This window comes from Arthrobacter sp. H20 (genome assembly GCF_000520515.1).
Lineage (GTDB): Bacteria > Actinomycetota > Actinomycetes > Actinomycetales > Micrococcaceae > Arthrobacter_D.
Genome location: NZ_KI914755.1, coordinates 34,206 through 58,736 on the forward strand (window position 1 = coordinate 34,206; position 24,531 = coordinate 58,736).

Sequence of the window (24,531 nt, forward strand, 5' to 3'; positions counted from 1 at the left end):
CCCGATGAAGGGCTAACTGGACTTGATAATCGGCAACGACGATGTTTCGGTGTCGTCTGCAGGAACTGGCGCCACCGAAAACCGCTGGGATGTCGACGAATCGGCTGCCGACTTGGTGTTCTCGGAAGGCTCCCTGTCCCCAGCTTCGTCAGCTTGCTCGGCTTCGTCAGCGGGATTGAACTCGGTCGGTAGGCTGGGATCTGCTGTCTCATCGTCGGGGATGTCTGAATCGATCTCGTCGACGACGGCGTCCGCACCGGCACCCTGAGCTAAGCGGTATTCGCTGGCGGCTGCTTCCTCAGCCTTCAGCTCCTGGTCCAAGGAGGCCATCATGTCCTCGGCCTCAGCGATCATCTCGGCGTTTTCCATCGCGACCCCCCGCACCAGCCATTGCGCCAAGGCAAATTCGGCGGCCAGAGCGGCCCGGCGCATGAGGTGCGGATCAGCTGCCTCTGTCCGCGCTGACAGATAGGCGTTGTGAACGTCCCCGGCGAACCGGGGATTAGTGGCAGCCAGCAGCCAGGCGAAGTCGTCCGCCGGATCGCCCACCCGGAGATCGGTCCAGCCGGTCACTGCGCTGACCCGGCCAGCTGAGACCAGCAGGTTGTCCTCGTGCAGGTCGCCGTGGACAACTGTCGGGTGGAACCTCCAGAGCGTGACATCTTCCAGAGCGTGTTCCCACCGCCTCAGCAAATGGGCGGGAATCCGACCGGTAATGGCCGCCTGGTCCAGCTCGTTCAGCTTTCGCTGGCGGAACTCGTTTGCCTCGTAGCTTGGCAGATCGGCGTTATGGACCAGTAGCGGCGGCAGGTCATGAATTGCTGCGAGCATTCGTCCGAGTTCCCCGACCAGCTCGGCGCCCCCGCTGGCCAGATCATCCAGTTCGCGGGGCGAGCCTTCAAGGTGTGCGTAGACGAATGTGCAGAGTTCACCGTGCCGCAGCGTGCCAGCGATGTGGGGTACCAGGAACGGCAGCTCTGCCCTGATAGCTGGGGTGAATGCCTTCAACGCCTGAAGCTCGGTCTCAAGTCGCATGGATGCATCGGGATGTTTGGGGGACCGCACCCGCCACTGTTTTCCCGAGTCGTCGACCAGCAGCGCCGATTCGAAGTCAGCCGCGTCGTCAGGGACGCCTGCTACCCCGGTAGGCGTGAGCCCGGGTACGGCGGCGCTGGCTATCGCGGCGAGTTCCATGGGTGTCCGTTTCACATCCTCAACGGTAGGGCTGTCCTTCCGAGAAAAGGCCCTTGCTGGTCGGCGAGTCGTCAGAAGCTGCCAAACGGTCCGTCCAACCGGCACCGAAATGTGTTTTGGGGGACCGAGAACGTACCGTAGAACCATGAGTGAAACCCTCCGGATGCCCACCCTTCAGTCCTTCGGATCGCTGCCACTGGCGCGGGTGTCGCTGGACCGGGGAGGCGACCTGCGGTCCACCCCGTCGCTCATCGATGAGTTGTGGGGCGCGCACAACGCCCGTGTGATGTTCATCGCCCGCGGACTGTCGCCCGTGGTGAATGGTTCGCTGTTGCTCGCGGATTCGGCAACTGTCAAACGTCCTGTCCTAACGGTCTACCTGGGGCGGACGCTCGCTGATGATCCCGATCATGGCGGGATACCGGCCGGAACTCACCTCTTGCTAGCGGTCCTGGACTCGGTGGACCCGGGAATTCTTGACGAGGACGCCTGGGTCGGTCTCCGGGACGCTGCACTTAGCCTCTCCGGCAGAGACGCGGGAATCTTCGTCCAGGCTGCAGCGATCGCAAACTGGCATGGGAAGCACACCCACTGTCCGCTGTGTGGTGCCCTGACAGAGGTGGTCGAGGGAGGTTGGGTACGGCGCTGCCCGGGTGACGGATCAACCCACTATCCTCGGACTGACCCAGCCATCATCGTTGCGGTGGTGGATAACGCGGATCGGCTCCTCCTTGGCTCAGCCGCCGCATGGCCCACGGGCAGGTTCTCCACTCTGGCCGGATTTGTTGAACCCGGTGAATCGCTTGAGGCAGCGGTGATCCGCGAGGTCGCCGAGGAGTCAGGCATCGAGGTGCACTCGCCGCAGTACCTCGGCTCGCAGCCCTGGCCCTTTCCTGCGTCGTTGATGCTTGGATTCATCGCTACAGCGGTGAACACCAATCAGGTTCCCGACGGCGTGGAGATAGCCGACGTTAGGTGGTTTACGCGCGACGAGCTGGCGGCAGCGGTGAGTACGGGCGAGATTACCCTTCCCACTGGTGCTTCAGTTTCACGGGCATTGATCGAGCACTGGTTCGGCGGTCCGCTGGACCTGGTACCCGCGGAGGGCCGGCCGTAGGCATGGAAACAACTCTCGAAGAGAGGATCCTGGCTGGCCTCGACGATGAACAACGGACTGTAGCCACCACCCTGTCCGGGCCACTGTGTGTGCTCGCCGGAGCCGGTACCGGCAAAACCCGGGCGATCACGCATCGGATCGCCTACGGCGTCCACACCGGCATCTATAAGCCACAGCAAGTCCTGGCCGTGACCTTCACCGCCCGAGCCGCCGCCGAGATGCGGACCAGGCTTCGCGATCTATCCGCCCAGGGTGTCCAGGCGCGAACGTTTCACGCAGCCGCTCTCCGGCAACTCCAGTACTTCTGGCCGCAGGCAGTTGGTGGCCCGTTACCAGCTCTAGTGGACCACAAGGCCCAGCTCATTGCCGAAGCCTCCAGACGGTTGCGTCTGTCGACTGACCGGGCAGCGATCAGGGACATAGCTGCCGAGATCGAATGGGCCAAAGTATCCATGCTCACCCCGGAGCGGTATACAGCTGCGGCCGCTGGCCGGGTGGAGCCAGCTGGTATGGACCTCACCACAGTGGCGCGTATCTTTGCAGGCTATGAAGACCTGAAGCTGGACCGCAACGTTATCGACTTCGAGGACGTGCTGCTCATCACTGTGGGGATCCTGCAGGAGGACGAGAAGGTCGCGGCCACAGTGCGCGCCCAATACCGTCATTTTGTCGTGGACGAGTATCAGGATGTTTCCCCATTGCAGCAGCGGCTCCTGGACCTGTGGCTGGGGGATCGGCGTGAACTATGTGTCGTCGGCGACGCAAGCCAGACCATCTACTCCTTCACTGGTGCCACCTCTCGACACCTGCTCGACTTCACCGGACGGTATGAGGGCGCGCAGGTAGTCCGCCTGGTGCGGGACTACCGGTCGACGCCGCAGGTGGTGCGGCTGGCCAACAACCTGCTCGCCGCCCGGACGGCTGAGACCGGCCGCCATCCAGGATCCACGAGCTGGTCAACCCCGCTGGAACTAATCGCTCAGCGCCCGGCGGGGCCAGACCCCTCCTTCACCGAGTGCAGTGACGATGAAGCCGAAGCTGCTGAGGCGGCCAGGCGAATTTCAGCGCTGATGGATAGCGGTGTACCTGCCAGCGAGATCGCCATCCTTTACCGCACCAACGGTCAGTCGGCGGCCTACGAACAGGCACTCGCCAGCGCCGGAATTGGGTACCAGCTTCGCGGAGGCGAACGGTTCTTTAACCGTCGAGAGGTCAGGGACGCGCTACTGCAGTTGCGTGCCGGAGCCCGGTCTGCCAGCACTGACGATGTCCCCCAGCTGGTCCGGGATATCCTGGCCAGCCTGGGCTACACGCCGGTGGCGCCCGGAAGCTCGGGCGCGGTGCGGGAGAAGTGGGAGTCACTCGCCGCGCTGGTTGCCCTGGCGGATGAGCTGAGCACCTCCCGGGCAGCCGACGGGTTCACCCTGCAGGACTTCGTGGCAGAGCTGGAGGAGCGGGCAGTGGCCCAGCATGCGCCGACAGTGCAGGGGGTCACCCTCGCATCATTGCACGCGGCCAAGGGCCTGGAGTGGGACGCGGTGTTCCTGGTGGGGCTCAGCGAGGGACTGATGCCCATTTCCTTCGCCGACACTCCTGAAGCAGTCGATGAAGAACGCAGACTTCTTTATGTCGGCATCACCAGGGCGCGGGAACACCTGGCCCTGTCATGGTCTACGGCCCGGACCCCCGGGGGCAGGGCCAGCCGCAAGCCCACCCGGTTCCTTGACGGCCTGCGACCGGCCGCCGACGGCGAGCGGGCCTTCAGGACGCCGAAGGTCAGGCACTCGCGAAAGATGTCGGCTCCGTCGACCTGCCGGGTGTGTGGGAAGGTCCTGGGGTCAGGGTCCGAACGGAAGATCGGTCGATGCGGCGACTGCCCGGCGTCGTACCAGGAGGCCACCTTTGAGGCGCTCCGGGCGTGGCGTCTGGAGCAGGCCCGCGAGAACGACGTGCCAGCGTTCGTGGTCTTCACCGATGCCACCCTCGTCGCAATTGCTGAGGCGCGGCCGACAACCATTGGGACACTGGGCGAACTGGCCGGTATTGGGCCGTCGAAGCTGGAAAAGTATGGCGAGTCCGTCCTGTCGATCATTGCGGACAGCGAGTAGGTGGGAATGACCGCCGACGATCTGCCAGTTGAAGTCAGACGTTCCGCGAAGCGCAGGCGGACCGTCAGTGCTGACCTGCGCGACGGCGTCGTTATCGTTTCCATCCCCGCCCACTTCACCGCGGCTCAGGAAAAAGACTGGGTGCAGCGGATGGTGACCAAGCTCATGTCCAAGCAGCAGGCTCTCGCCCCGGCCCGGGACGGCGCAGGGCTGGCGGACCGGGGGGAGGAGCTCCTGCAGCGCGCCGGAGCGCTGTCGGAAGCCTACCTGGCCGGGCTTGGGCAACCGGTCAGCATCGGGTGGGTGACGAACCAAAATTCCCGGTGGGCATCGGCCACACCGGCCCGCAAGACCATCCGCCTCTCTCACAAGCTGCAGGGGATGCCCGCCTGGGTGGTGGACTACGTCATCCTGCACGAGATGGCGCACCTCATTGAGCCCTCCCACAACCGCGTGTTCTGGCGCCTACTCGAGGCGTATCCGAGGACGGAAGCAGCCAAGGCGTTCCTTGAGGGGGTGTCCTTTGCCTCGAACCACGGATTGGCTGGCCACTGAACTAGCGGCGACGCCGCTCTGTGCTGAGCCAGTAGTTGCTGAAACCGGCGTCCTGAGGGTCGATATTGGTGCCCGGGGGGACAATCTCGTCGATCCTGTCGAGGGTCGCATCATCGAGTTCCAGTGATGAGGCGTCCAGCAACGAATCAAGCTGTTCCATGGTGCGTGGACCAACAATTGCACTGGTGACACCCGGATGGCGGAGAACAAACGCCAACGCCAGATGAACCAGCTGAACACCAAGGTCGTCAGCCAGCGCCCCCAGGGAGTCAGCAGCCTCAAGCTTCGCGGCAGTCACCGGATTGGTCAGGTCAAACGCGTCCTTGTCCGAGCCGCGACGTGTGGACGGGAGGTCCTGACCCTTCCGGTATTTACCGCTCAGCCACCCGCCCGCCAGCGGACTCCAGACGAGGGTGCCCATTGAATGCCGGTGAGTTGTTGGCAGCAGGTCCGCCTCAATCCCGCGGGCGAGCAGGGAGTATGGGGGCTGCTCGGTTACGAAACGCGTGGTCTGGTTCTGGCGTGCCGCCCACTGGGCCTCAACCACCTGGGAGGGCTGAAAGGTCGACGATCCGATGTACCGCACCTTGCCCTGGCGAACCAGATCGTCAAGGGCACCGAGAGTCTCCTCAATATCGGTGTGCTCATCCGGGCGGTGCATTTGGTACAGGTCGATGTAGTCAGTGCCAAGGCGCCGCAACGAGTCCTCGACCGCCCTCATGATCCAGTGGCGGGAGCCACCCCGGTAGTTTGGCTGCTGCTTCATGCCATTGAAGAACTTGGTCGCGATGACCAGGTCGTCGCGGTTGCCGTGCTGAGCGATCGCCTTGCCGAGAATCTCTTCCGACTCGCCGTAGGCATAGATGTCGGCGCTGTCGATGAAGTTGATCCCTGAATCGATCGCACGACGGATCACCCTGATTGAATCATCGTGATCCTTATTGCCCCAGTCTCCGAACATCATCGTGCCGAGGCAGAGGCGGCTGACCTCGACGCCGGTCCGGCCAAGCTGGGTGGTGGGCTGGGGGGTGGCCTGATCAGACATTGGGTTTACCGCTTCCGGAGTCGTCGTCGTTGTCACTGCTACCGTCGCTGTTATCCTCGGCGTCACTATCACCAACGGCGTCGTGTAAGCCGTCTCCAGTCGAGGGAGCGTCGGTTGGTTCGTCCGATTCCGGGGTCTCGTCGAATCCGCCGTCAAGCAAACGCTGGAGCGCCGCGTCCACCTCGGAATCCGATGACTCGGCAAGCTGGCGACGCTGGCTGAAGCCCTGAGGATCGTCGAGGTCCTCGGCGGTCGGCAGCAAATCGGGATGCTCCCAGACGGCGTCGCGGCCCTCGATGCCCCGTTCGGTTGTCAGCTGGGCCCACAGCACGGCGGCGTCGCGCAGCCGTCGTGGCCGCAGCTCCAGCCCGACGAGTGAGGCGAACGCGTGCTCGGCCGGACCGCCAGTCGCGCGCCTGCGGCGGACCATTTCCCTCAGCGCAGCGGACGAGGGCAGGTTCGCTGTGGCAGCGGCGGTCAGTTCGTCGACCCATCCCTCGACGAGGGCCAGGGCAGTCTCCAGGCGGATCAGTGCCGCGTCCTGCTGGGGCGTTCGCCCAGGCATGAAAACCCCTTCGGACAGGGCCGCCTGCATCGACTCGGGGTTGGAAGGATCTATTTCACGTGCTACTTCCTCGATCTTGGACATGTCGATGTGAATACCCCGGGCGTAGCTTTCAACAGCACCGAGCAGGTGACCGGAGAGCCAGGGCACCTGGGTGAACAGCCGGGTGTGGGCCGCCTCCCGCACAGCGAGAAATAGCCTTACTTCCGGCTCGGGGATGTCAAGGCCCTCGCCAAAGGCACCAACATTCGCTGGCAGCAGAGCCATCTGGCCCTCGGCAAGGGGGACCCCAATGTCGGTGGAACTGACTACGTCCCTGGACAGGGCGCCGACCGCCTGACCCAGCTGCATGCCGAACATCGCGCCGCCGAGATTCTGCAGCATTGATGAGGCACCGCCCATCATCGACTTCATCTCCTCGGGCAGCTGATCGGAGATGGCGTCGGACAGTGCTTTGGCTATGCTGACAGCGACAGGCTCGGTCAGGCGCTTCCAGGTGTCAATGGTTGCCTCAACCCATTCGGCGCGGGACCAGGCATGTCCGAGAGTATTGGTGGAAGGAAAATCCGTGACCGGGTCGAGCCACATCTCGGCGAGCCTCAGGGCCTCATCGACATCACGTCGCTGTTGCGGGGTGACCGAGGGGTCACCGTCGGTCGCCGCGACCCGCCGCGCGTGCTCATGGGCGAGCTGCCAGTTCACCGGCCCGTCGCTTTGGGCAGCGAACATGGCCTGGACCTGCTGCATCATCATCGCCATCGCCTGCGGATCGGACGGCAAGCCAGCAGCCTTGGCCAGCTCCTGGGGATCCATACCCTGGGCATCACCGCCCATCAGGCGGGCCAGCATCTCGGAAAGGGGATCCTTGGGGGTGTCGCCGTCGTCGTTGGACGGATCTGACGGGTTGGAGGTCACTGCTACCACCGGTCCTGGGATTGGCTGCTTGGATTGGCTGCTGTTGAGAGCCGGCTGTGCGCTCCGCCGACAGCCGGTGAACAACTGATTGGATCTTCAACGTTACCCGCCGTCCCGTTGGGTTGTCCCGGACGCGCTGGACCGTTCGCTGAGGGCAAAGTGATTGGCGCCCTGCGCTTGGATGCTGCCGGTTGGCTCAGGAAGTACGCTAAAGAAGCTCGCCGGTGCGTAGTTGGCCGGAGACATAGTTTCGTTACGCTCCGCTGCACACCTGCGAAGTGTCTGACTAAGAGAAGGTTTCCTGTTGACCCAGCCCACCCACTTCGACCTTCCGGCGCCGCCCACCAAGTCGAAGCGGGATCCCCGCTTCATCGTGATGGTGATGTCCGGGTTCCTTGCGCTGCTGCTGGGTGCCGCTGCGGTCTTGCTGCCTGCCCCCTACGTGGTGGAATCGCCCGGGCCGACCTTCAATACGATTGGGGAAATCGATTCCCAACCCCTCATTGAAGTGCAGGGGAGACAGACCTTTCCCGCTTCCGGTGACCTGGACCTCACCACCGTGTACGTGACCGGTGGGCCGGGTACTCAGCTGGGGATTCTCGAGGTGTTCAGGGCCTGGGTGAATCCCACCGAATCAGTTGTGCCACGCGAGCTGAGGTATCCGCCGGATGTCACCCAGGAAGATATCCAGGAGCAGAATGCAGTTGCAATGACCTCCTCGCAGGAATCGGCGATCGCTGCGGCGCTCGCACACCTGGACATCGAGTTCCAGGAGGAGCTCTCAGTTGCCGGGCTGGTCGAGGACGCGGCGGCCACCGGAATTTTGGAAGAGGGCGACATCATTGCCTCGGTGGATGGAACTGAAGTCACCAACATTGGTGTCCTCAGGGATTCTCTTAACGCCGCGAACGGCGAGGCGGTGGATATCGGGTTGGTGCGCGACGGCGGGGAGGTCAGCGAAGAGGTGACCCCCAAGGCTTCGCCGAGTGGGGACTTCCAGCTCGGCGTCGGGCTGGTTGCCAACTTCACCTTTCCCTTCGACATCACAATCGCCCTGGACAACGTGGGCGGCCCCTCGGCTGGGTCAATGTTCGCCCTGGGAATTATTGACCTGCTCACTGAGGGCGAGCTGACCGGGGGCAAGCACTTCGCCGGAACCGGCACCATTGATTCGGCCGGCCAGGTGGGACCGATCGGCGGGATCCGCCAAAAACTTGCGGGAGCAAGGGAAGCGGGAGCCGAGGTATTCCTGGCTCCGGCCGCCAACTGTGGCGAGGTGGTAGGGCACGTGCCGGACGGGCTGCAGGTCGTCCGGGTGGGAACCCTCGACGACGCCGTGGACGCTGTCACTACGCTCGGCGCGGGCGACGACGGCACTGCCCTACCGACGTGCGAAGCGGACTGACCCGAGAAAGAGAACGGCGCCTGACCCCATTGGGTGCTGAATTAGGACACGGTTTGATGTCGATCTTGCCGCTGGAGGCTCCGACCGGAACGAAATTGGGATGCTCGCACGTATTCAGGGCAGAATGGAAATGCATGGAACTGCTGTCGTGCCGCCGATGTGGGGGGTGTTGACCTCGGTTTCCGTGATCCAACGGATCCAACGATGAGGTAAATGTGACTTCCGGACCAGACCGGCCGTTCGGCAGCAGGCCGAGCCAAACCAATTCCAGCAGCGCCAAAAGACGCAGCCCGCTCATTCCGACGTTGGTGGTGCTGGCAGTCCTCGTCATCGCCCTCGTCTACATATCGCAGATCTACGCGGACGTGCTTTGGTATAACCAGCTTGGTTTCGTTGAGGTCTTCGTCACCGAAAATCTCTCCCGAATCGGTTTGTTCGCTGCTGCATTCCTCATCATGGGGATCAGCGTCTATTTCAGCCTCCGGGTCGCCTATCGGTCCCGTCCGATCTACGCACCGGACAGTGCGGTCCAGGACAACCTGAATCGGTACCAGACCCAGCTTGAGCCGATCCGCCGGCTGCTGATGCTCGGTATCCCAGTTGTGTTGGCAGCATTCGCTGGAACCGCTGCCGCGTCCCAGTGGCAGCCGGTGCTGTTGTTCTTTAACCAGGAACCCTTCGGCGAGCAGGACCCCGAGTTTGGCCTGGACATTGCCTTCTACGTGTTTACCCTGCCGTTCCTGACCTTCCTTATCGGCTTCCTGATCAGCGTGGTCATCATCAGCGCAATTGCTGGCGTCCTCACCCACTACCTCTACGGGGGTATCCGCCTTGAGGAGAAGGGACTTTTCACGAGTAAGGCCGCCCGAATCCACATCGCGGTCCTCGCAGCACTGTTCCTGCTGCTGCAGGGTGTGAACTACTGGCTGGACCGGTACGCGACCCTCACGGGAACCGGCGGACGGTGGGATGGCGCGCTGTACACCGACGTCAACGCGGTGATCCCCACCAAGGCGATTCTTGCTGCCGCAGCGATCATCGTCGCTGTCCTGTTCATCGTCTCAGCGGTTATCGGCCGCTGGCGCCTGCCGATCATCGGCACCGCGATGCTGATCATTACGGCGATCCTCGCCGGCGGAGTGTACCCCTGGGTTATCCAGCGCTTCCAGGTGGTGCCGTCCGAGTTCAGCCGCGAAGAGCCGTTCATCGAACGCAATATCGATCAGACCCGGGCAGCCTACGGGTTGGATGAGGTGGAGGTAAATCCCTATAGTCCGGTTGAGATTCCAGAGACCGGAGCCCTGAACGATGACGGCGAGACCACAGCAAACATCAGGTTGCTTGACCCGAACCTGGTGAGCGACGCGTTCAGCCAGCTTCAGCAGTTCCGCCAGTACTACCAGTTCCCCGAGACCCTCGACGTGGGCCGGTATGAGATCGACGGTGAAATCGAAGATACTGTGATCGCAGTTCGGGAGCTGAACACTGCTGGTGTGCCGGATGGCTGGATCAACCAGCACGTCCTGTACACGCACGGCTATGGAATCGTTGCCGCCGCCGGCTCGACCACTGAACCGGATGGTCGTCCGTCGTTCATCCAGTCAGGAATTCCATCAACCGGAGTCCTGGGTGACGAGAGCAACTATGAGCCGCGGATTTACTTCGGTGAAACCTCCCCGCTCTACTCGGTGGTCGGAGCTCCCGAGGGAGCGAACCCCATTGAGATTGACCGGCCGCAGAGCGAAGAGTCCGATCAGCAGTCGCGCAGTACCTTCCAGGGCAGTGGCGGCCCCGATGTGGGCAACATCTTCAACCGGTTGGTCTATGCACTGAAATTCCAGTCGACCGACCTGCTGTTGTCGGACCAGGTCAATAGCGAATCCCAGATCTTCTATGACCGCGACCCAGTGGAGAGGGTTGAGAAGGTAGCCCCCTACCTGACCCTTGACGGCAACAGTTACCCTGCAATTGTCGACGGCCGGGTCAAATGGATCATTGATGGCTACACAACCACAGCTGATTACCCGTACTCAACGCAGCAGGAGCTTCAGTCAGCGACCCAGGATTCGCTGACCGCTGAGGGTCTTGCCACTCCGCTTCCTGCGGAGCAGGTCAACTACATCCGCAACGCCGTCAAGGCCACTGTTGATGCCTACGACGGCTCGGTGGATCTGTACGCCTGGGATGAGGAAGACCCGATTCTCAGGGCATGGCAGAATGTCTACCCGAGTTCGCTGCAGCCATATAGTGAGATGTCTGCCGATCTGATGGCCCACGTGCGTTACCCGGAGGACCTCTTCAAGGTGCAGCGGGAGTTGCTCGCCCGGTACCACGTTACCGAGACCGAGCCGTTCTACAGCAACAATGAGGCGTGGAGCGTCCCGGATGATCCGACGCTTGAGGCAGATGACGTCGATGTGCCGCAGCCGCCGTTCTACCTGTCGCTGCAGATGCCTGAACAGGAGGGCGCCAGCTTCTCACTGACCACCCCGTTCATTCCATTCGTTCCCGAGGGGCAGGAGGCACGGAACATTCTCTACGGCTTCCTGGCCGCCGACGGGGACGCCGGTACAGACGAGGACGGGGTAAAGGCCGACACCTACGGAACGTTGCGGCTCCTTGACTCGTCAGGTCAGGACTCAGCCGTCGGACCGGGCCAGGCAGCCAACCTGTTCAACTCGGACACCGAGGTGTCGCAGGAGCTGAACCTGTTGCGCCAGGGCGCCTCCGAGGTGATCAGCGGTAACCTGCTGACCCTGCCTATCGGTGGCGGCGTGGCCTATGTGCAGCCCGTGTACGTCCAGTCCTCGGGTGATTCCTCCTTCCCGGTTCTCAGGCGCGTGCTGGTGAGCTTCGGGGAAGAGGTTGGCTTCGCGCCAACGCTAGACGAGGCTCTTGACCAGGTCTTCGGCGGCGATTCAGGAGCGGTGACGGGTGACAGTGAGAACGTCGGCGAGACACCCGACGATCCCGATGCTCCCCTTGTTGAGAGCGATCCTGGTGAGGTTCCTGAGGGAGAGCCTACTGAGGCTCCCACCGAGCCAGCAACCGGTGGAACCGATGATCCGGCCGCTGACCTACGGGCAGCGCTAGAGGACGCCAATACGGCCATCCAGGATGGCCAGGAGGCGCTCGCGGATGGTGACTTCGCAGCCTATGGCGAAGCTCAGGATCGTCTGAGTGACGCGCTGGCACGGGCTCTCGACGCCGAGGAACGGCAGTCAGGGGCCGCGCCAGCAGGGGAGTAGGGCAGCTGAAAGCCGCCCTACTCCCGCCGATTTGCACTATCCATCCCGGGGCCGTAATGTTGAGTTTACGCCGCGGGGTGGAGCAGTTCGGTAGCTCGCTGGGCTCATAACCCAGAGGTCACAGGTTCAAATCCTGTCCCCGCAACGAGAAAAAGATCCTGATCAGTGTCACCCACTGATCAGGATCTTTTTATGTGCCGGTTAGCGCCGGGAGGGCGGCGACCAACGCCGCATTTCTACCGCCCGACGGCGGAGCTGGCCGAATCCCCGGTAGCTTCCCTAGTCGGCGCGGAGGTCCTGGTAAGCGGACAGGGCACGCTCGCGGGTCGCGGCGAGGTCGACCACTGGGGCGGGATAGTCCTTGGGCGGCTGTGCTGCTTTCCACGGTTCGTGGACGTTGGCGGCCTCCCTGAGCTCCGGGACAAAGCGCTTGAGGTATATCCCACCGCTGTCGAATTTCTTGCTCTGGGTCACGGGGTTGAAGATCCGGAAGTACGGCGAGGCATCGGCACCCGATCCGGCCACCCACTGCCAGTTCGCGGGATTGCTTGCAGAGTCGGCATCCACCAGTGTGTCCCAGAACCATTGCTCCCCGACGCGCCAGTCCACCATGAGGTTCTTGATGAGGAAAGAAGCGGTCGCCATCCGGACCCGATTGTGCATCCATCCGGTGTCCCACAGCTGGCGCATCCCCGCATCGATCAACGGATAGCCGGTCTGGCCGCGCTGCCAGGCACCGAGCTCGCCGGGCGTCGGGGTCTGCCAGGCGAAGCCGTCAAACTCCCGCCGATAGTTTTGGGTGGCCAAATCGGTGTTGTGGTAAAGAAGCTGCCAGCAAAATTCTCGCCATCCGACCTCTGAGCCAAACACCTTGATGTCGCTGGCAACCGCCCCGTTGGTGGCGGCCTGCGACTCATGCCAGATTTGAAAGGGACTGATCTCCCCGAACCGAAGGTGGGGCGAGAGGCGGCTGGTGCCCTCCACGCCGGGCAGATCACGGTTCGCCGCGTATCCCTCAACCGATCCGTCGAGAAACGCGTTGACGCGTCCCCAGGCGCCTTCCTCGCCGGGGGTCCATTGCTCCTGCAACCCAGCGGCCCAGTCCGGGGTGGTCGGCAGGAGGTCCCAGGAGGAAAGCTCTTCCGACGGCAGCGTTGGGCCGGCCAAGCGTTCAGGGGCGGGCAGTGGGGCCCGTGGCTCCGGCTGGCCCATGCAGGCCCTCCAGAACGGCGTGAAGACTTTGTACGGGCCACCGGCGCCAGTACTGACTTGCCAGGGCTCAAAAAGGAGGTTGGCCTGGTAGCTGGTTGCCTCGACTCCGTTATCAGCGCACCAGGATTTTAGTTCAGCATCAATGGTTCGTTCGGGATGGGCGTACCGACGGTTCCACAGGACACGATCCGCGCCAGTTTCAGCCACGAGCCCCCGGATGACTTCACCGGCCTGGCCTGAACGCAGCACCAGCTGACTGCCAAGGGCTGTGACGGCGCGGGACAGGCTGGCCAGCGAATGGTGGAGCCACCAGCGGGTTGCACCACCGAGGGGGCGAATGCCAGGACTTTTCTCGTCGAACACAAAGCAGATGATGAGATCGTCGTTGTCGCACTGGAGCGCCGCAGTCAGTGCCGGGTTGTCGCCGAGCCGGAGGTCATCGCGAAGCCATACGAGTGTTGGTGCCATGGAGACAAATCTACCTGCAGCGCCCAACAAACGCTGGGTAGGTGCGGCGGCGCTGGTGGCACTGACGACGGCGATCTCGCCCTGGGAGCAGGAAGCCGGCGCCACATGGGCGTGACGCCGGCTTCCTGGCCTACTGATCCAGGTGTTACTGGCCTGGGCGATACTCGTCGGTGTCGCTTCCCTGGCCGATGGCCGATGGCGCACGTCCGCCGGAACCACCGGATTTCAGTGCGGCAAGGCGGGCTTCGACTTCAGTCTGCTCGCCAAGGTCCTCAAGGCTTTCGAACTGCGAATCGAGGCTGGAGTTCGCAAGTTCGGCCTGGCCGAGGACTCGAGCTTCCTCGCGCCGGATCTTTTCCTCGAACCGGCCCACCTCGCTGGTGGGATCCATGAAGTCGATGCTCTTCACCGCATCGTGGACCTGCTGCTGGGCCTGCGCCGTGCGGGACCGGGCGATTAGCTCGTCACGCTTGCTGGTGAGCTCGTTCAGCTTGCCCTTCATCTGATTCAGACCGGTCTTTAGTTTCTCGACGATCTCCTCTTGCGAGCCGATGGTGGGCTCGACGCCGCGGGCCTCGTTCTCGGAGGTCATCTGGCGCTGGATTGCCACCTTCGCCAGGTTGTCGAACTTCTCGGCGTCGACTGTATCTCCGGAATTGCGGTACTCGTCAGCCTTCTTCGAAGCGGCGAGGGCTTTATTGCCCCAGTTGCGGGCGCTGTCGAGGTCTTCCTTGTGGTCCTCCTGCAGCATCCGCAGATTCCCGATGGTCTGGGCGACGGCGCTTTCGGCCTCGGCGATGCTGTTTGTGTAGTCGCGGACCATCTGGTCCAACATCTTCTGCGGGTCCTCTGCCTGGTCCAGCAGGGAGTTGATGTTGGCCTTGGCCAGCTGAGTAATCCGTCCGAAAATTGACTGCTTTACCATGGGGTTGCCTTTCGATTCGCCTATGTTGTGAGTACCTAATCACCCGTGAGGGTGAGGAATATAGAGGAGGGGCAGGGGCTAGAAATCGCCGCCGCCGCCGCCAAAACCGCCCATGCCGCCGCCGAAGCCGTCGACGTCCTGCTGTGCGATCTGGGCTGCCTGCTCAGCCAGGGCCGTGGCCTGCTGTGCGTGGGACAACGCTGCGACGGGGTCGTCGGACTGGATCTGGACTGCATAGTCGAGATTCCGCTCCGCTTCGGCCAGCCTGGTGCGTGCCTCGCTGCCCACGCCGCCACGGCGGGCACGAATGTAGTCAGAGGTGCCGGAAATCCTTGATTGGGCGGCCATAATGGCGTGCTGCAGGGCTTCGCGCGCCCGCTGCGTCTGCTCGGCCTGGTTCTTGACGCCGCCAAGGGCCGTATCAAGCTGGGCATGAGCCGCTTCAGTTCGTTGCAGCAGAGATACCGGGTCAACCCGTCCACCGGAGGATTCGGTCCTGACGGTAGTGAGCGCGGCTTCCGCTGAGGCTACGGGACCGGCAAGGTCCTGGTGCTGCCCGGTGGCCAGCATTGCCTTGGCCTGAGCCAAATCCTGAGCGGTGTCGGAGACTGAACGGTCCAGCTCCACCTGTGCTGCATCGAGCTCAGTGGCCCGCTTGCTGATCGCTTCCAGCAGCACAGTGGTCTGGTGGACGCTCTCCTCCGCGGCGCGGACGGCGATTACCGCCGACCCGGTATCTCCACCGCTGAGGTGCTGCTGGGCAGACTCGGCTGCACTGTCGACGAACTGCAGCCGCTCATTAGCCTGCTCCACGTTGTCCTGCACCTGCGAGGTCGCCGAATCGGCATACTTCTGCTGCAGCTGCCGCAAGGTCTGTTCAGCCTCGCTGACGCGGGTCTTCACGCTGTCGGCCGAGAGCTGGGCAGCTGCCAGCGCCGCGGGTGCATTGCGTTCGAGCTCGCGCAGGGCATCAAAGTCAGCCTTGTGTTCCTGGAGTGAACCGTTGACCGACTCACACCGACGAATGATGTCGCCGAGCCAGGTGCGCTGCTGCTCTTCAGTATCGGGGATGTGGTCATCGAGTTGCTGCTGCAACTTGAAAGATTCGCTCATGTGCCGTTTCGCAGCAGCGATGTCGTCGACGAACGGCTGCACTGCTGCATCGCCGTACTGCGCCTGGGCGAAACCAACTTCCTGTTCGCTCGACTTGATTGCATCATCAGCTGCAATCAGGAGACTGCCAGCCTTTTTCCTGAGCTCCTCGACGCTCAGTGATGCCAGTGGATCGAGTACCTCGCCGTCCTGGCCCCGGCCCGGGCCGAAGTCTTTGGTCTCGGATGGTCCGCTGGCGAGCGACTTCTGGCTCCTGGAGCGTAAGAAGAAGAAGCCTCCGATGCCGGCCAGTGCCACCAGGGCACCGACGAGGATAACGGCGCCAAGACCGCTGCCCCCGGTGCTTGATTCGTTGTCACCATCGCCACCTGACCCACCTGAATTGCCGGAAAGCACCTCGGTAACAGCTCCAGCGGCCGCGACTCCCGCGCCAGCCCAGTCAGCGTTACTCAACTCAGGAATGATGTCGGAATTATAGATCTGAGAAACCTCTGCGCGCAGCGGGCTTTGGTCGCTTGCAATGAACTGCCCTTGACGGCTCTCGACTGCCACCGCCAGCAGCACATCCGCCTCGCCCAACCCGCTGACCTCGGCGGTTTCCAACGCCCATGCCTCAGCATCTTCCGGGTCAGTAAAGGTGTCTACGTAGACCACGCGCAGGCGGTAGCCCTCGTCGTCCCGCAGCTGGGCAATTGAATCCTCGAGTTCGGCAAGCCCGGACGGGTCCAGCACGCCCGCATCATCGATGATTTCCTCAGCACCAAAGTCGACAGGGGGTGCCGCTGACGCTCCGGGAAGCGTGGCGAGGGGCAGCATCAGCATGGCACTGACGCCAACTGATGCCGCGAGGCGCTTGGTGCTCGATCGCATTCAATACCCTTCAGATGTGTCACCGAATACTCAGTGGGCGAGGACTAGGGGTCGGCGGCAGGTGCAGCCAACGCTCTAATGCGCTCATTTTGAGTCTAGGGCGCGCCACAGGGGCAGTCCACCTGTGGCGGATCTGCCCCTAGCGAAATGGGGGCGCGGCGGGTGTCTATTCTTTGCGGGAGACGGTCAACCCGGGAAGAATGACGGCAGGGCACACCGACGTTCGGTTGGCTCACAGCATTCACCCAGCGAACATCAGTCAAAGGCCCAGAATGGTTTGGCATAGTTCGATGCATCGAGACGAAAGGCTTTCCGATGACTGAAGACAACACGCACGGGTTCGAGCGGAACATCCCACCCCGTCCACAGACGCCGCCAACCCATGCATGGCAGGACTCTTCTCGTCCAGAGGATGGGCGCTCAGGCCCGCCCGATGACCAGCGCCCTCTCGAGGGGCAGCCGCACTCCGACGAGCAGCAGCCGTCCACCCAGCCTCATCCGATGCAGCCCCACGTGCCCAGTGCCGGTGCGGGCCAGTCCCCTCCAGGACAGTCCTCTGGCGTGGCCGACGACGACGGATCCCACTCCAGTAGCGTATTTTACGGATCGTCATTACCCCCGGCCGCGGGCTCGCCGAAGCGGGATAAGAAGCGAGTAGGCACCGCAACGTTCGTCAGCGGAATGTTAGTGGCCGGCCTGCTGGGCGGCGGAGTGGTAGCTGGAGTGGATCAGCTGGTGGGCGGCCAGGGGTCAATCCCGGCCTCAACGACCGGGCAGTCACAGTCGGTAGTTGTCAATGACACTGAAAGCGTCAACGAAGTCACTGGTGCTGCGTTGAAAGCCTCCCCCAGCGTTGTCACTATCGCTGTGAGCGGTGCTGGCGCGGGCGGCTCCGGTTCCGGAATCGTCCTCGATGACGAAGGTCACATCCTCACCAATACCCACGTTGTCACGCTCGGCGGTCAGGTCAGCGACGCGGCAGTAGAGATCCGTACCAGCGACGGCCGAGTGTTCCCAGCCGAGATTGTCGGCACCGACCCGCTGTCCGACCTGGCGGTGATCAAGGTTGACGCACCCGATTTGCAGCCGGCCACCCTGGCAGATTCAGATGCGCTGAATGTTGGCGACGCAGCCATTGCCATCGGCGCTCCACTGGGCCTCAGCGGCACGGTAACAGACGGTATTATCTCCACGCTGAATCGGACGATCAGCGTTGCCTCCTCGGCGGTGCCCGAGGAGCTCTCCGATGCTCCCCCTGAGGAGGAGGGCGACGGGTTCAATTTCCTGCCTCCGGAAGGTGCAGAAACACCCCAGAACCAGTCACAGGGATCGATCTACCTGAACGTGATCCAGACCGACGCCGCGATCAACCAGGGCAACTCCGGTGGAGCGCTGGTCGATGCCCAGGGCAGCGTCATCGGCGTAAACGTCGCGATCGCCTCAGCAGGATCCGCGGAAAGCACCGGAAACATCGGCGTTGGCTTTTCCATCCCCATCAACTACGCGGAGCGGGTGGCCCGGGAGATCATCGACAACGGGAGTGCCTCGCACGGCTTCCTGGGGGTATCAGTTTCGCCGGCCGCGTCCCAGAACAGTGCTGGGGAGACATCCTTCTCAGTTGGTGCTGAGGTGGCTGAAGTAGTCGATGGTTCCCCTGCCGCTGCCGCTGGGCTCCAGACCGGTGACATCATTACCAGCGTGGCTGGGATGCCAATCACTGATCCACGAGATCTCACTGCCTCGATAAGGATGCAGGCTGTGGGGGGCTCAGTCCCGATCGAGTTCCAGCGCAATGGAGAAGCTCAGTCGGTCGATGTCACAGTGGAGCAGGCCGAAGGGTAACCCAACAGCGCGACGGTGAGAGAACAGGACGGTCTTCCTCGGGAGACCGTCCTGCTCTGCATCCGGGACCGCACGGTCCAGTGGCCCGATATGGTTAGCTAAGGGAGGGCAGACCCCCCCAACTGAGGAAGGCAGCAATGGAAGACGCATCGCAGGTAGGCCTGGACATTGTGGTCCTGGTGAAGCACGTGCCAGACGCGCAGTTCGACCGGCACATCAGCGGGGAGGACCGCACAACCGACAGAAATGAAAGCATCCTCTCCGAACTGGACGAGTACGCTCTCGAAGCGGCCTTGCAGCTCGTCGAGGCTCACGGCGGGGACGCCGCCGGGCACCGCATCACTGCTGTCACCATGGGGCCAGCAGGCGCCGTGAGCGCGGTCAAGAAAGCACTCCAGATTGGAGCTCACGCGGGAGTGCACCTCTGTGACGATGCCCTGGCGGGATCGGATGCGGCGGGCACCTCCCGTGCGCTTGCCGCCGTCGTCAGCCACCTCGGCGCTGTCGATCTGGTAATCACTGGCATGGCCTCGACCGACGGCGAAACCTCGCTGGTTCCAGCTCAGCTTGCGGAGCGTCTGGAACTGCCCCAGGTCACCTTTGCCTCATCACTTGAGTTGGAGCGCGGAGACAATTCCTGGTCGCTGACCGCGCGTCGCGATGGCGACGTCTACTCAGAAACTGTCGAGGCCACGCTGCCGGCAGTCGTATCCGTGACTGACCAGATCAATGAGCCGCGGTACCCTAACTTCAAGGGAATCATGGCCGCGAAGAAGAAGCCTTTGACAACTCTCTCACTCGACGAGGTGGGTGTGGCACCCGGCGAAGTCGGCCTGGCCGGGGCATGGACTGCCGTGCAGAGCGCCGATCCTAGGCCTCCCCGCAGCCAGGGGACCATCATTAGCGATGATGGTGACGCAGGGATCCGTCTGGTGGATTTCCTTGCAGCGCAGAAACTGCTCTAGGTAAGCCACCCACTTCGTGCTCGAACAACACAAAGGAGCCAGCGCAATGGCAACCGTTCTTGTAGTGATTGATAACCCCGGTGCTGCCCTGCACAAGAGCCATCGGGAACTGCTAACTCTTGCGGGGACCTTCGGGGATGCCGTAGTCGCCTTCATCGGCGACCTGCCGGACGCCATCGCCCAGGAGTTGGGCGCACGCGGAGTCCGCACCGTGTATCGGCCGGCTGCCGCCGACGTCGAGGAGTTTCTTGTCGCTGGGAAGGCAGGCTTTCTCACAGCGGTTGTGCGCTCGTCGTCGCCGGCCGCAGTGCTGCTGGGCAACACCTTCGAGGCAAAAGAAATCGCCGCCCGCGCCGGCATCCAGCTTTCCTCAGGGGTGATCACTGATGCAGTTGCAATCGGGGAGGATCTCACCGTCACCAAGTCTGTCTTGGCTGGCTCCTACGCTGTGGAGGCCAAAGTGACCACCGGCACCCCGCTCATCACTGTGAAGGCGAACATCGTCGACGTGGCAGCCGCTGGGGAGGGAGACCTCCCGGAGCTGGTGACAGTGGAATCCGTAACACCGGCCAATACGGCCCGGATCACTGGGCGGACCGCGAAGCCGGCGAGCGGACGCCCCGAACTGACCGAGGCGAGAGTGATAGTGGCCGGTGGACGTGGTGTGGACGGTGATTTCAGCCCGGTCGAGGAACTCGCTGATGCTCTTGGCGGCGCTGTCGGAGCGTCCCGCGCGGCAACTGACGCCGGGTGGATTGAGCATTCGGCGCAGATCGGGCAAACGGGGAAGACCGTCTCTCCGCAGCTCTACATCTCGGCGGGCATTTCGGGAGCCATCCAGCAGAAGGCTGGAATGCAGACCGCAAAGGTGATTATCGCGGTCAATAAGGATTCCGATTCGCCGGTATTCGACATAGCCGACTTCGGCATAGTCGGTGATCTCTTCACAGTGCTTCCCCAGGCCACTGCCGAGATCATCAAGCGCAGGTCCTGACCGACGTGCAGCCCATCTTCGACGCGTCGCGCCACCGGATCTCGCGTGTGTTGTGTTTCGCCGCCCACCCTGATGACATCGACTTCGGCGCTGCCGGAACGGTGGCGCAGTTCACCGGCGCAGGCGTTCAGGTTGACTACTGCATCATGACGGACGGCGACGCCGGCGGGTTCGACGACGCGCAGCGAAGCTCGATGGTCCAGCTGCGCAGAACCGAGCAACGTGCAGCAGCCGCCCAGGTGGGGGTTCGCGATATCCACTATCTGGGCGAACTGGACGGCTTCCTTGCACCTTCGAATGACCTGATCAAACGGGTGGTGGAGGTAATCCGCCGCGTCCGTCCCGACGTCGTGCTGTCAATGCATCCCGAACGGAACTGGGACCGGATTCAGAAGAGCCACCCTGACCATCTTGCCTGCGGCGAAACGGTCACCCGTGCCGTGTACCCGGCCGCAGAGAACCCCTATGCCTTCCCCGAATTGGAAGCGGCCTCGCTGGCGAGTCACAAAGTGTCGTGGCTATGGCTCTACGCTGGCCCGACACACTTGGAAAACCACTACGTGGACATCACCGACACTGTCGAGGATAAGCTGCGAGCCCTGCACTTCCACACCAGCCAGCACCCCGACGCCGACCGGATGGATGTCATGGTCCGACAGCTGCTCAGAGACAACGCGTCTCGGGGTGGCCTGCCGCCCGGGACCAGCGCTGAAGCCTTCCACGTGGTGCCGGTCAATTCAGACCAGACCATTTCCGGCTTCTAGAGCTATCCGGCGTCAGGCCCGGAAGGGGATCTCAGCGACTATCGGGAGGGTCGGCCGCTCGGATCCGCCATCTGGTTCAACTGTGATGGCGAACCCGGTGGACGAGCCAATGCCTTCGACAGTAGTGACCAGCGACTCCTGAAGGTCGTCACCGGTCATGGTGCTGATTGAGACAGGGGCGGAGCCGTCGGTAGGCACCCGCCACATCTGGTAGACCTTGCCCGCTGGGGGTGCGGTCACCTCGCTGAGGGTGATCACCGCGGCGTCCTCTGCGCGGGAGAGCTGCAACTCGGCGGTACCGCCAGCAGCGATGCTGAAGACTTCCGACTGAAGATCCTGCGCCTGGAGGACCTCCTGCTCTACCGAGGTTGGCTGAAGATTCTGTGCCACACTCACGCCACCGACGGTGATGACCACCGCCGCGGCTGCAGCTGCCAGCCAGCGTCCCACCGGCCTCGTCCGGCGCTGTTTTGACTTGCGCCGGCCAGCCAGTTCATCGGTTGACGAGGGTTCACCGAGTTCGCTGTGATCCAGTGGGGACGACGTGCCGGGTCTACCCGGGGTGCCCAGATCCCCCGGCAACTGGGCAAGAATGCGATCGAAAAGTGCTGCCGGCGGCTCGACGTCATCAATTGCATACGCTAGGGCCAGCGTCTCACTGGCAGCGCGGACTCGCTCATTGAAGGCCTCCCGCTGCGCCACATCGGTCCGCGCGAGGTAGTCGTCGATTGCATACCGCTCTGTCTCACCGAGCGCGTTGAGGGCGTACATCTCAGCCCATTCAAGGCCCTGGCCGTTGGCCAGATCCTGCTGGAGATCGTCGGTCGATTCGTCAAACATGCTGTTGTCCTGCACCTTAGTTCACCCCCAAACAAGATTTGAGTCGAAGAAGTCCATCACGAATCCTCGATTTGATAGTTGGTACTGCTACGTCAAGCTTTTCGGCAACTTCCCGGTAGGTTAGCCCGCCGTAGTAGGCGAGCTTTACGGATTGCTGCTGGGTTTCCGTCAGCGATTCAAGGCATTTGACAACTGTTTCAGCCTCCAGCCGCTGGGTGACGGTATCGACGACGTCGTCGTGCTCAATGTCCTGCATCGCGGCACCATAGCGGGCCTCGCGGTCAGTGGAACTCTGCTCCGAACGAACCTTGTCGACGGCCCGCCGGTGGGTCAGGGTCATCAACCACGCCATGGGTGAGCCCATGTCCGGCCGAAACCGGTCGGCAATATTCCATACCTGAAGGTAAACCTCCTGGGTGGTGTCCTCGCTCAATTCAGGATCAATGAGGACCCTGCGCGCCAAGCCGTAGACACGTCGCGAAGTTTGAGCATAGAACGCGGCGAAAGCTTCCTGGTCCTTGGAAGCTACCCGGAGGAGTAGATCAGTCAGTGTTGGAGTGGCCTTGGGTTCATCGGCGAATCCGTTCGCTGAGGAAGTGGCCGAGGACATTCTGCTGACTCGTGGCTTTTCCATATGCTCCAAGCATAAAGCGCCCCGCCTGCGAATCCGTTCATGCGGCAGCCCAGCCCGGATCAATTGATCGGTGCCTCCCGTATGACTTCTCATCCACCCTACCGTCCCGATGTTCTGTTTCGAGGACAGGCCGTCTGCGCCTCTGCAGCTGGTTCAGCGGCGTTAGCGGGTCAGGTTTTGCTGTCACTTGTACTTCGGAACTGCGTCAGGCAAGGATGGGAGGCACCAGCGCGGGACCTCCCGGAGCAGCTAGACGGCAGTCTCCGCGACAGCGACCAGCGAGCGCGCGCTCAGGACGAATCCGTGGCCCAGCCTGTTCAGGAAGTCGGCGCGGATCCGTTCGACAGCTGATTCATCGGCCGGCAGCAGGTGAGTGAAGACACTGCCGCGGACTACCGACCACGCGCTCTCCTCATCCAGCGGCACCTCGATCTTCACTGTATCGACTCCAGCGGTGCTGAACCCATTGCCCAGCAACCAATCACCCACCTTCTCCTGAGAGTCCACCAGATCCATGTTGGCGAGTTCCCGCTCCACCAGCGCGGAACCGTTGGTGGAACCTTCAGCCGTGCAGGCCGCCTGAAGGAGGGTGCGGAACTCGGTAAAGGTGCCAGCATCCCAGGTGCTGAGGGCAATCCTGCCTCCTGACCGCAGCCGGTCGGCCAGCCCGGCAGTGCCAGCAGCCATGTCGGCGAATCGGGTTAGCCCATAACAGCACAGCACCACGTCATAGGGAGCGTCGGCCCTCCAGTCGGCTGGATCGATCGTGTCGAACCGGATGCTGCTCAGAGACATGGCATCGGCCTTCACACGGGCCAGGTCCAGCAAAGCGGGATTCGAATCGAGGGCGTCAACAGCCCCCTCCGGGCCGGTGAACTGGGCGGCGGGAATAGTGCTGGCGCCGCTGCTGCAGTACACGTCCAGCACACGGTCACCCAAGACGATGTCAGCAGCCGCGGCGACAGCGTTTCCCATCGGGTTCCACAGCGCAGGAGCCAGGCGTTCGAAGTCCTCTGCGCCGGTTGTGAACGCTTCCTCGGCATGGCGTGGTGGCATGGTGGCTCCTTCTAAGAGTGAAATTCAAATACCGGCGCCGTCAAAACTGTGCTGCCGCCAGGCTTCATAGAGTACAATCGACGCCGTATTGGCGAGGTTGAGTGACCGTCGGGTGGGGAGCATGGGCAACCTGACCCGAGCGGTGACGTGCGGGTCCTGCTTGACTTCCTCGGGAAGGCCCACCGATTCGGGGCCGAACAGCAGCACGTCGGAGGCTAGGTAACTGATGTTCGCGTAGGACTGCTCACCATCGGAGGTGAAAGCAAAGACCCTCGTGGGAGCGAGGGCCTCCCAGGCGCTCGGAAGGTCCTTATGCACCCGCAACACGGCCAGATCGTGGTAGTCGAGCCCTGCACGACGAAGTTTCGCGTCATCGAAGGTGAAACCGAGGGGTTCCACGAGGTGCAGTTCGGCGCCGGTGACTGCAGCCAAACGGATGGCGTTGCCGGTATTGCCGGGAATCTCGGGAGTGTAGAAGAGGATACGGAACACTGTTCAATCCTACCGCTCGGCGTACTGTAGCAATCGGCCCAGTACTGGTAGCTGGACCACGTACGGTTGCGGCCCGCCGCCAAGAAATTTCCTGAGTTCGCGTAGGAGCGTGCCGGGGTTCGCCACGTGCACGCTCGTCAAGGCCGACTTATCAAGCGACGGCGGGTAGTCAACGATCGGCTCGTACGGGTTGCCCTCGCCGCC

At 62.8% G+C, this 24,531-nt stretch carries 20 protein-coding genes, 1 tRNA gene and 1 pseudogene; 10 read left to right on the forward strand and 12 right to left on the reverse strand.

The genetic code is table 11. The features are described from left to right. Positions 1-12 precede the first annotated feature (12 nt). Complete coding sequence (locus Y703_RS0115265) at positions 13-1,209, reverse strand: macrolide 2'-phosphotransferase (RefSeq protein ID WP_026553403.1); 1,197 nt, start codon at positions 1,207-1,209, stop codon at positions 13-15. 130 nt (positions 1,210-1,339) lie between these two features. Between Y703_RS0115265 and nudC the strand changes: the two genes are divergently transcribed. The 3 genes from nudC to Y703_RS0115280 are packed head-to-tail and all read left to right on the forward strand — an operon-like array spanning position 1,340 to position 4,974. After that, complete coding sequence (nudC, locus tag Y703_RS0115270; protein WP_026553404.1) at positions 1,340-2,311, forward strand: NAD(+) diphosphatase; 972 nt, start codon at positions 1,340-1,342, stop codon at positions 2,309-2,311. A 2-nt stretch (positions 2,312-2,313) separates the two neighbouring features. Then, the gene (locus tag Y703_RS0115275) at positions 2,314-4,419 is read left to right on the forward strand and encodes an ATP-dependent DNA helicase UvrD2 (RefSeq protein WP_026553405.1); all 2,106 of its coding nucleotides are present in this window, start codon (positions 2,314-2,316) and stop codon (positions 4,417-4,419) included. 6 nt (positions 4,420-4,425) lie between these two features. Beyond that, positions 4,426-4,974 (forward strand): M48 metallopeptidase family protein, encoded by a 549-nt coding sequence (locus tag Y703_RS0115280; protein WP_026553406.1) that lies wholly within the window; start codon positions 4,426-4,428, stop codon positions 4,972-4,974. Position 4,975: 1 nt separating this feature from the next. Here the strand turns inward: Y703_RS0115280 and Y703_RS0115285 are convergent, their stop codons facing one another. Together Y703_RS0115285 and Y703_RS0115290 are read right to left on the reverse strand one after the other, a co-directional pair. Continuing rightward, the gene (locus Y703_RS0115285) at positions 4,976-6,019 is read right to left on the reverse strand and encodes an aldo/keto reductase (protein WP_026553407.1); all 1,044 of its coding nucleotides are present in this window, start codon (positions 6,017-6,019) and stop codon (positions 4,976-4,978) included. Continuing rightward, the gene (locus Y703_RS0115290; RefSeq protein ID WP_026553408.1) at positions 6,012-7,499 is read right to left on the reverse strand and encodes a zinc-dependent metalloprotease; all 1,488 of its coding nucleotides are present in this window, start codon (positions 7,497-7,499) and stop codon (positions 6,012-6,014) included. The genes Y703_RS0115285 and Y703_RS0115290 overlap by 8 nt, the downstream gene beginning before the upstream one ends. 304 nt (positions 7,500-7,803) lie before the next feature. Between Y703_RS0115290 and Y703_RS0115295 the strand changes: the two genes are divergently transcribed. From Y703_RS0115295 to Y703_RS0115305, 3 genes are all read left to right on the forward strand, one after another. Then, positions 7,804-8,904 carry a YlbL family protein gene (locus Y703_RS0115295; protein WP_026553409.1) on the forward strand — a complete coding sequence of 367 codons (1,101 nt, stop codon included), beginning with the start codon at positions 7,804-7,806 and terminating at the stop codon, positions 8,902-8,904. Positions 8,905-9,212: 308 nt separating this feature from the next. Further along, positions 9,213-12,152, forward strand: coding sequence for a UPF0182 family membrane protein (locus tag Y703_RS20285; RefSeq protein WP_081743577.1), 2,940 nt, complete (start codon positions 9,213-9,215; stop codon positions 12,150-12,152). Positions 12,153-12,223: 71 nt separating this feature from the next. Continuing rightward, positions 12,224-12,297 (forward strand) — tRNA-Met (locus Y703_RS0115305). Positions 12,298-12,431: 134 nt separating this feature from the next. Here Y703_RS0115305 and Y703_RS0115310 read toward each other — a convergent pair. The 4 genes from Y703_RS0115310 to Y703_RS23375 all read right to left on the reverse strand — a co-directional run bounded on the left by Y703_RS0115310 (position 12,432) and on the right by Y703_RS23375 (position 17,325). Then, entirely contained in the window at positions 12,432-13,832 is a 1,401-nt protein-coding gene (locus Y703_RS0115310; protein ID WP_026553410.1) for a cryptochrome/photolyase family protein, read from the reverse strand. Between the two features lie 145 nt (positions 13,833-13,977). After that, complete coding sequence (locus Y703_RS0115315) at positions 13,978-14,757, reverse strand: PspA/IM30 family protein (RefSeq protein WP_026553411.1); 780 nt, start codon at positions 14,755-14,757, stop codon at positions 13,978-13,980. Between the two features lie 78 nt (positions 14,758-14,835). Further along, the gene (locus Y703_RS20290; protein WP_051427650.1) at positions 14,836-16,740 is read right to left on the reverse strand and encodes a TPM domain-containing protein; all 1,905 of its coding nucleotides are present in this window, start codon (positions 16,738-16,740) and stop codon (positions 14,836-14,838) included. Between the two features lie 420 nt (positions 16,741-17,160). Then, positions 17,161-17,325, reverse strand: a complete 165-nt coding sequence (locus Y703_RS23375) for a hypothetical protein (protein WP_343212909.1) — start codon at positions 17,323-17,325, stop codon at positions 17,161-17,163. A gap of 96 nt (positions 17,326-17,421) precedes the next feature. On the opposite strand from Y703_RS23375, the gene Y703_RS0115325 reads away from it, so the two are divergent. The 4 genes from Y703_RS0115325 (at position 17,422) to Y703_RS0115340 (ending at position 21,305) form a co-directional block, all read left to right on the forward strand. Beyond that, the gene (locus tag Y703_RS0115325) at positions 17,422-18,582 is read left to right on the forward strand and encodes a S1C family serine protease (protein ID WP_343212910.1); all 1,161 of its coding nucleotides are present in this window, start codon (positions 17,422-17,424) and stop codon (positions 18,580-18,582) included. A 137-nt stretch (positions 18,583-18,719) separates the two neighbouring features. Then, on the forward strand, positions 18,720-19,547 hold the full coding sequence (locus Y703_RS0115330) for an electron transfer flavoprotein subunit beta/FixA family protein (protein ID WP_026553413.1): 828 nt from the start codon (positions 18,720-18,722) through the stop codon (positions 19,545-19,547). A gap of 46 nt (positions 19,548-19,593) precedes the next feature. Beyond that, on the forward strand, positions 19,594-20,541 hold the full coding sequence (locus Y703_RS0115335) for an electron transfer flavoprotein subunit alpha/FixB family protein (RefSeq protein WP_026553414.1): 948 nt from the start codon (positions 19,594-19,596) through the stop codon (positions 20,539-20,541). A gap of 5 nt (positions 20,542-20,546) precedes the next feature. Further along, positions 20,547-21,305 (forward strand): PIG-L deacetylase family protein, encoded by a 759-nt coding sequence (locus tag Y703_RS0115340; protein WP_155849560.1) that lies wholly within the window; start codon positions 20,547-20,549, stop codon positions 21,303-21,305. Between the two features lie 12 nt (positions 21,306-21,317). Here Y703_RS0115340 and Y703_RS0115345 read toward each other — a convergent pair whose 3' ends face one another. The 5 genes and pseudogenes from Y703_RS0115345 to Y703_RS22445 form a co-directional block, all read right to left on the reverse strand. Then, on the reverse strand, positions 21,318-22,145 hold the full coding sequence (locus Y703_RS0115345; protein WP_026553416.1) for an anti-sigma factor: 828 nt from the start codon (positions 22,143-22,145) through the stop codon (positions 21,318-21,320). A 16-nt stretch (positions 22,146-22,161) separates the two neighbouring features. Next, positions 22,162-22,779 carry a sigma-70 family RNA polymerase sigma factor gene (locus tag Y703_RS0115350; RefSeq protein WP_026553417.1) on the reverse strand — a complete coding sequence of 206 codons (618 nt, stop codon included), beginning with the start codon at positions 22,777-22,779 and terminating at the stop codon, positions 22,162-22,164. Between the two features lie 249 nt (positions 22,780-23,028). Next, entirely contained in the window at positions 23,029-23,835 is an 807-nt protein-coding gene (locus tag Y703_RS20295; RefSeq protein ID WP_051427652.1) for a class I SAM-dependent methyltransferase, read from the reverse strand. A gap of 24 nt (positions 23,836-23,859) precedes the next feature. Further along, entirely contained in the window at positions 23,860-24,327 is a 468-nt protein-coding gene (locus Y703_RS0115360; RefSeq protein ID WP_026553418.1) for a tRNA (cytidine(34)-2'-O)-methyltransferase, read from the reverse strand. A 9-nt stretch (positions 24,328-24,336) separates the two neighbouring features. Further along, positions 24,337-24,531 (reverse strand): annotated as a pseudogene (locus Y703_RS22445) (hypothetical protein); the annotation flags it as partial.

Excerpts from the sequence above, each read along its gene's own strand:
- Y703_RS0115315 (WP_026553411.1), bottom strand. The coding sequence starts at position 14,757 with ATGGTAAAGCAGTCAATTTTCGGACGGATTACTCAGCTGGCCAAGGCC.
- Y703_RS20295 (WP_051427652.1), bottom strand. The coding sequence starts at position 23,835 with ATGCCACCACGCCATGCCGAGGAAGCGTTCACAACCGGCGCAGAGGAC.
- Y703_RS0115280 (WP_026553406.1), top strand. The coding sequence starts at position 4,426 with ATGACCGCCGACGATCTGCCAGTTGAAGTCAGACGTTCCGCGAAGCGC.
- Y703_RS20290 (WP_051427650.1), bottom strand. The coding sequence starts at position 16,740 with ATGCGATCGAGCACCAAGCGCCTCGCGGCATCAGTTGGCGTCAGTGCC.
- Y703_RS0115335 (WP_026553414.1), top strand. The coding sequence starts at position 19,594 with ATGGCAACCGTTCTTGTAGTGATTGATAACCCCGGTGCTGCCCTGCAC.
- Y703_RS0115310 (WP_026553410.1), bottom strand. The coding sequence starts at position 13,832 with ATGGCACCAACACTCGTATGGCTTCGCGATGACCTCCGGCTCGGCGAC.
- Y703_RS0115330 (WP_026553413.1), top strand. The coding sequence starts at position 18,720 with ATGGAAGACGCATCGCAGGTAGGCCTGGACATTGTGGTCCTGGTGAAG.
- Y703_RS0115285 (WP_026553407.1), bottom strand. The coding sequence starts at position 6,019 with ATGTCTGATCAGGCCACCCCCCAGCCCACCACCCAGCTTGGCCGGACC.
- Y703_RS0115345 (WP_026553416.1), bottom strand. The coding sequence starts at position 22,145 with ATGTTTGACGAATCGACCGACGATCTCCAGCAGGATCTGGCCAACGGC.
- nudC (WP_026553404.1), top strand. The coding sequence starts at position 1,340 with ATGAGTGAAACCCTCCGGATGCCCACCCTTCAGTCCTTCGGATCGCTG.
- Y703_RS0115275 (WP_026553405.1), top strand. The coding sequence starts at position 2,314 with ATGGAAACAACTCTCGAAGAGAGGATCCTGGCTGGCCTCGACGATGAA.
- Y703_RS0115350 (WP_026553417.1), bottom strand. The coding sequence starts at position 22,779 with ATGGAAAAGCCACGAGTCAGCAGAATGTCCTCGGCCACTTCCTCAGCG.
- Y703_RS0115325 (WP_343212910.1), top strand. The coding sequence starts at position 17,422 with ATGTTAGTGGCCGGCCTGCTGGGCGGCGGAGTGGTAGCTGGAGTGGAT.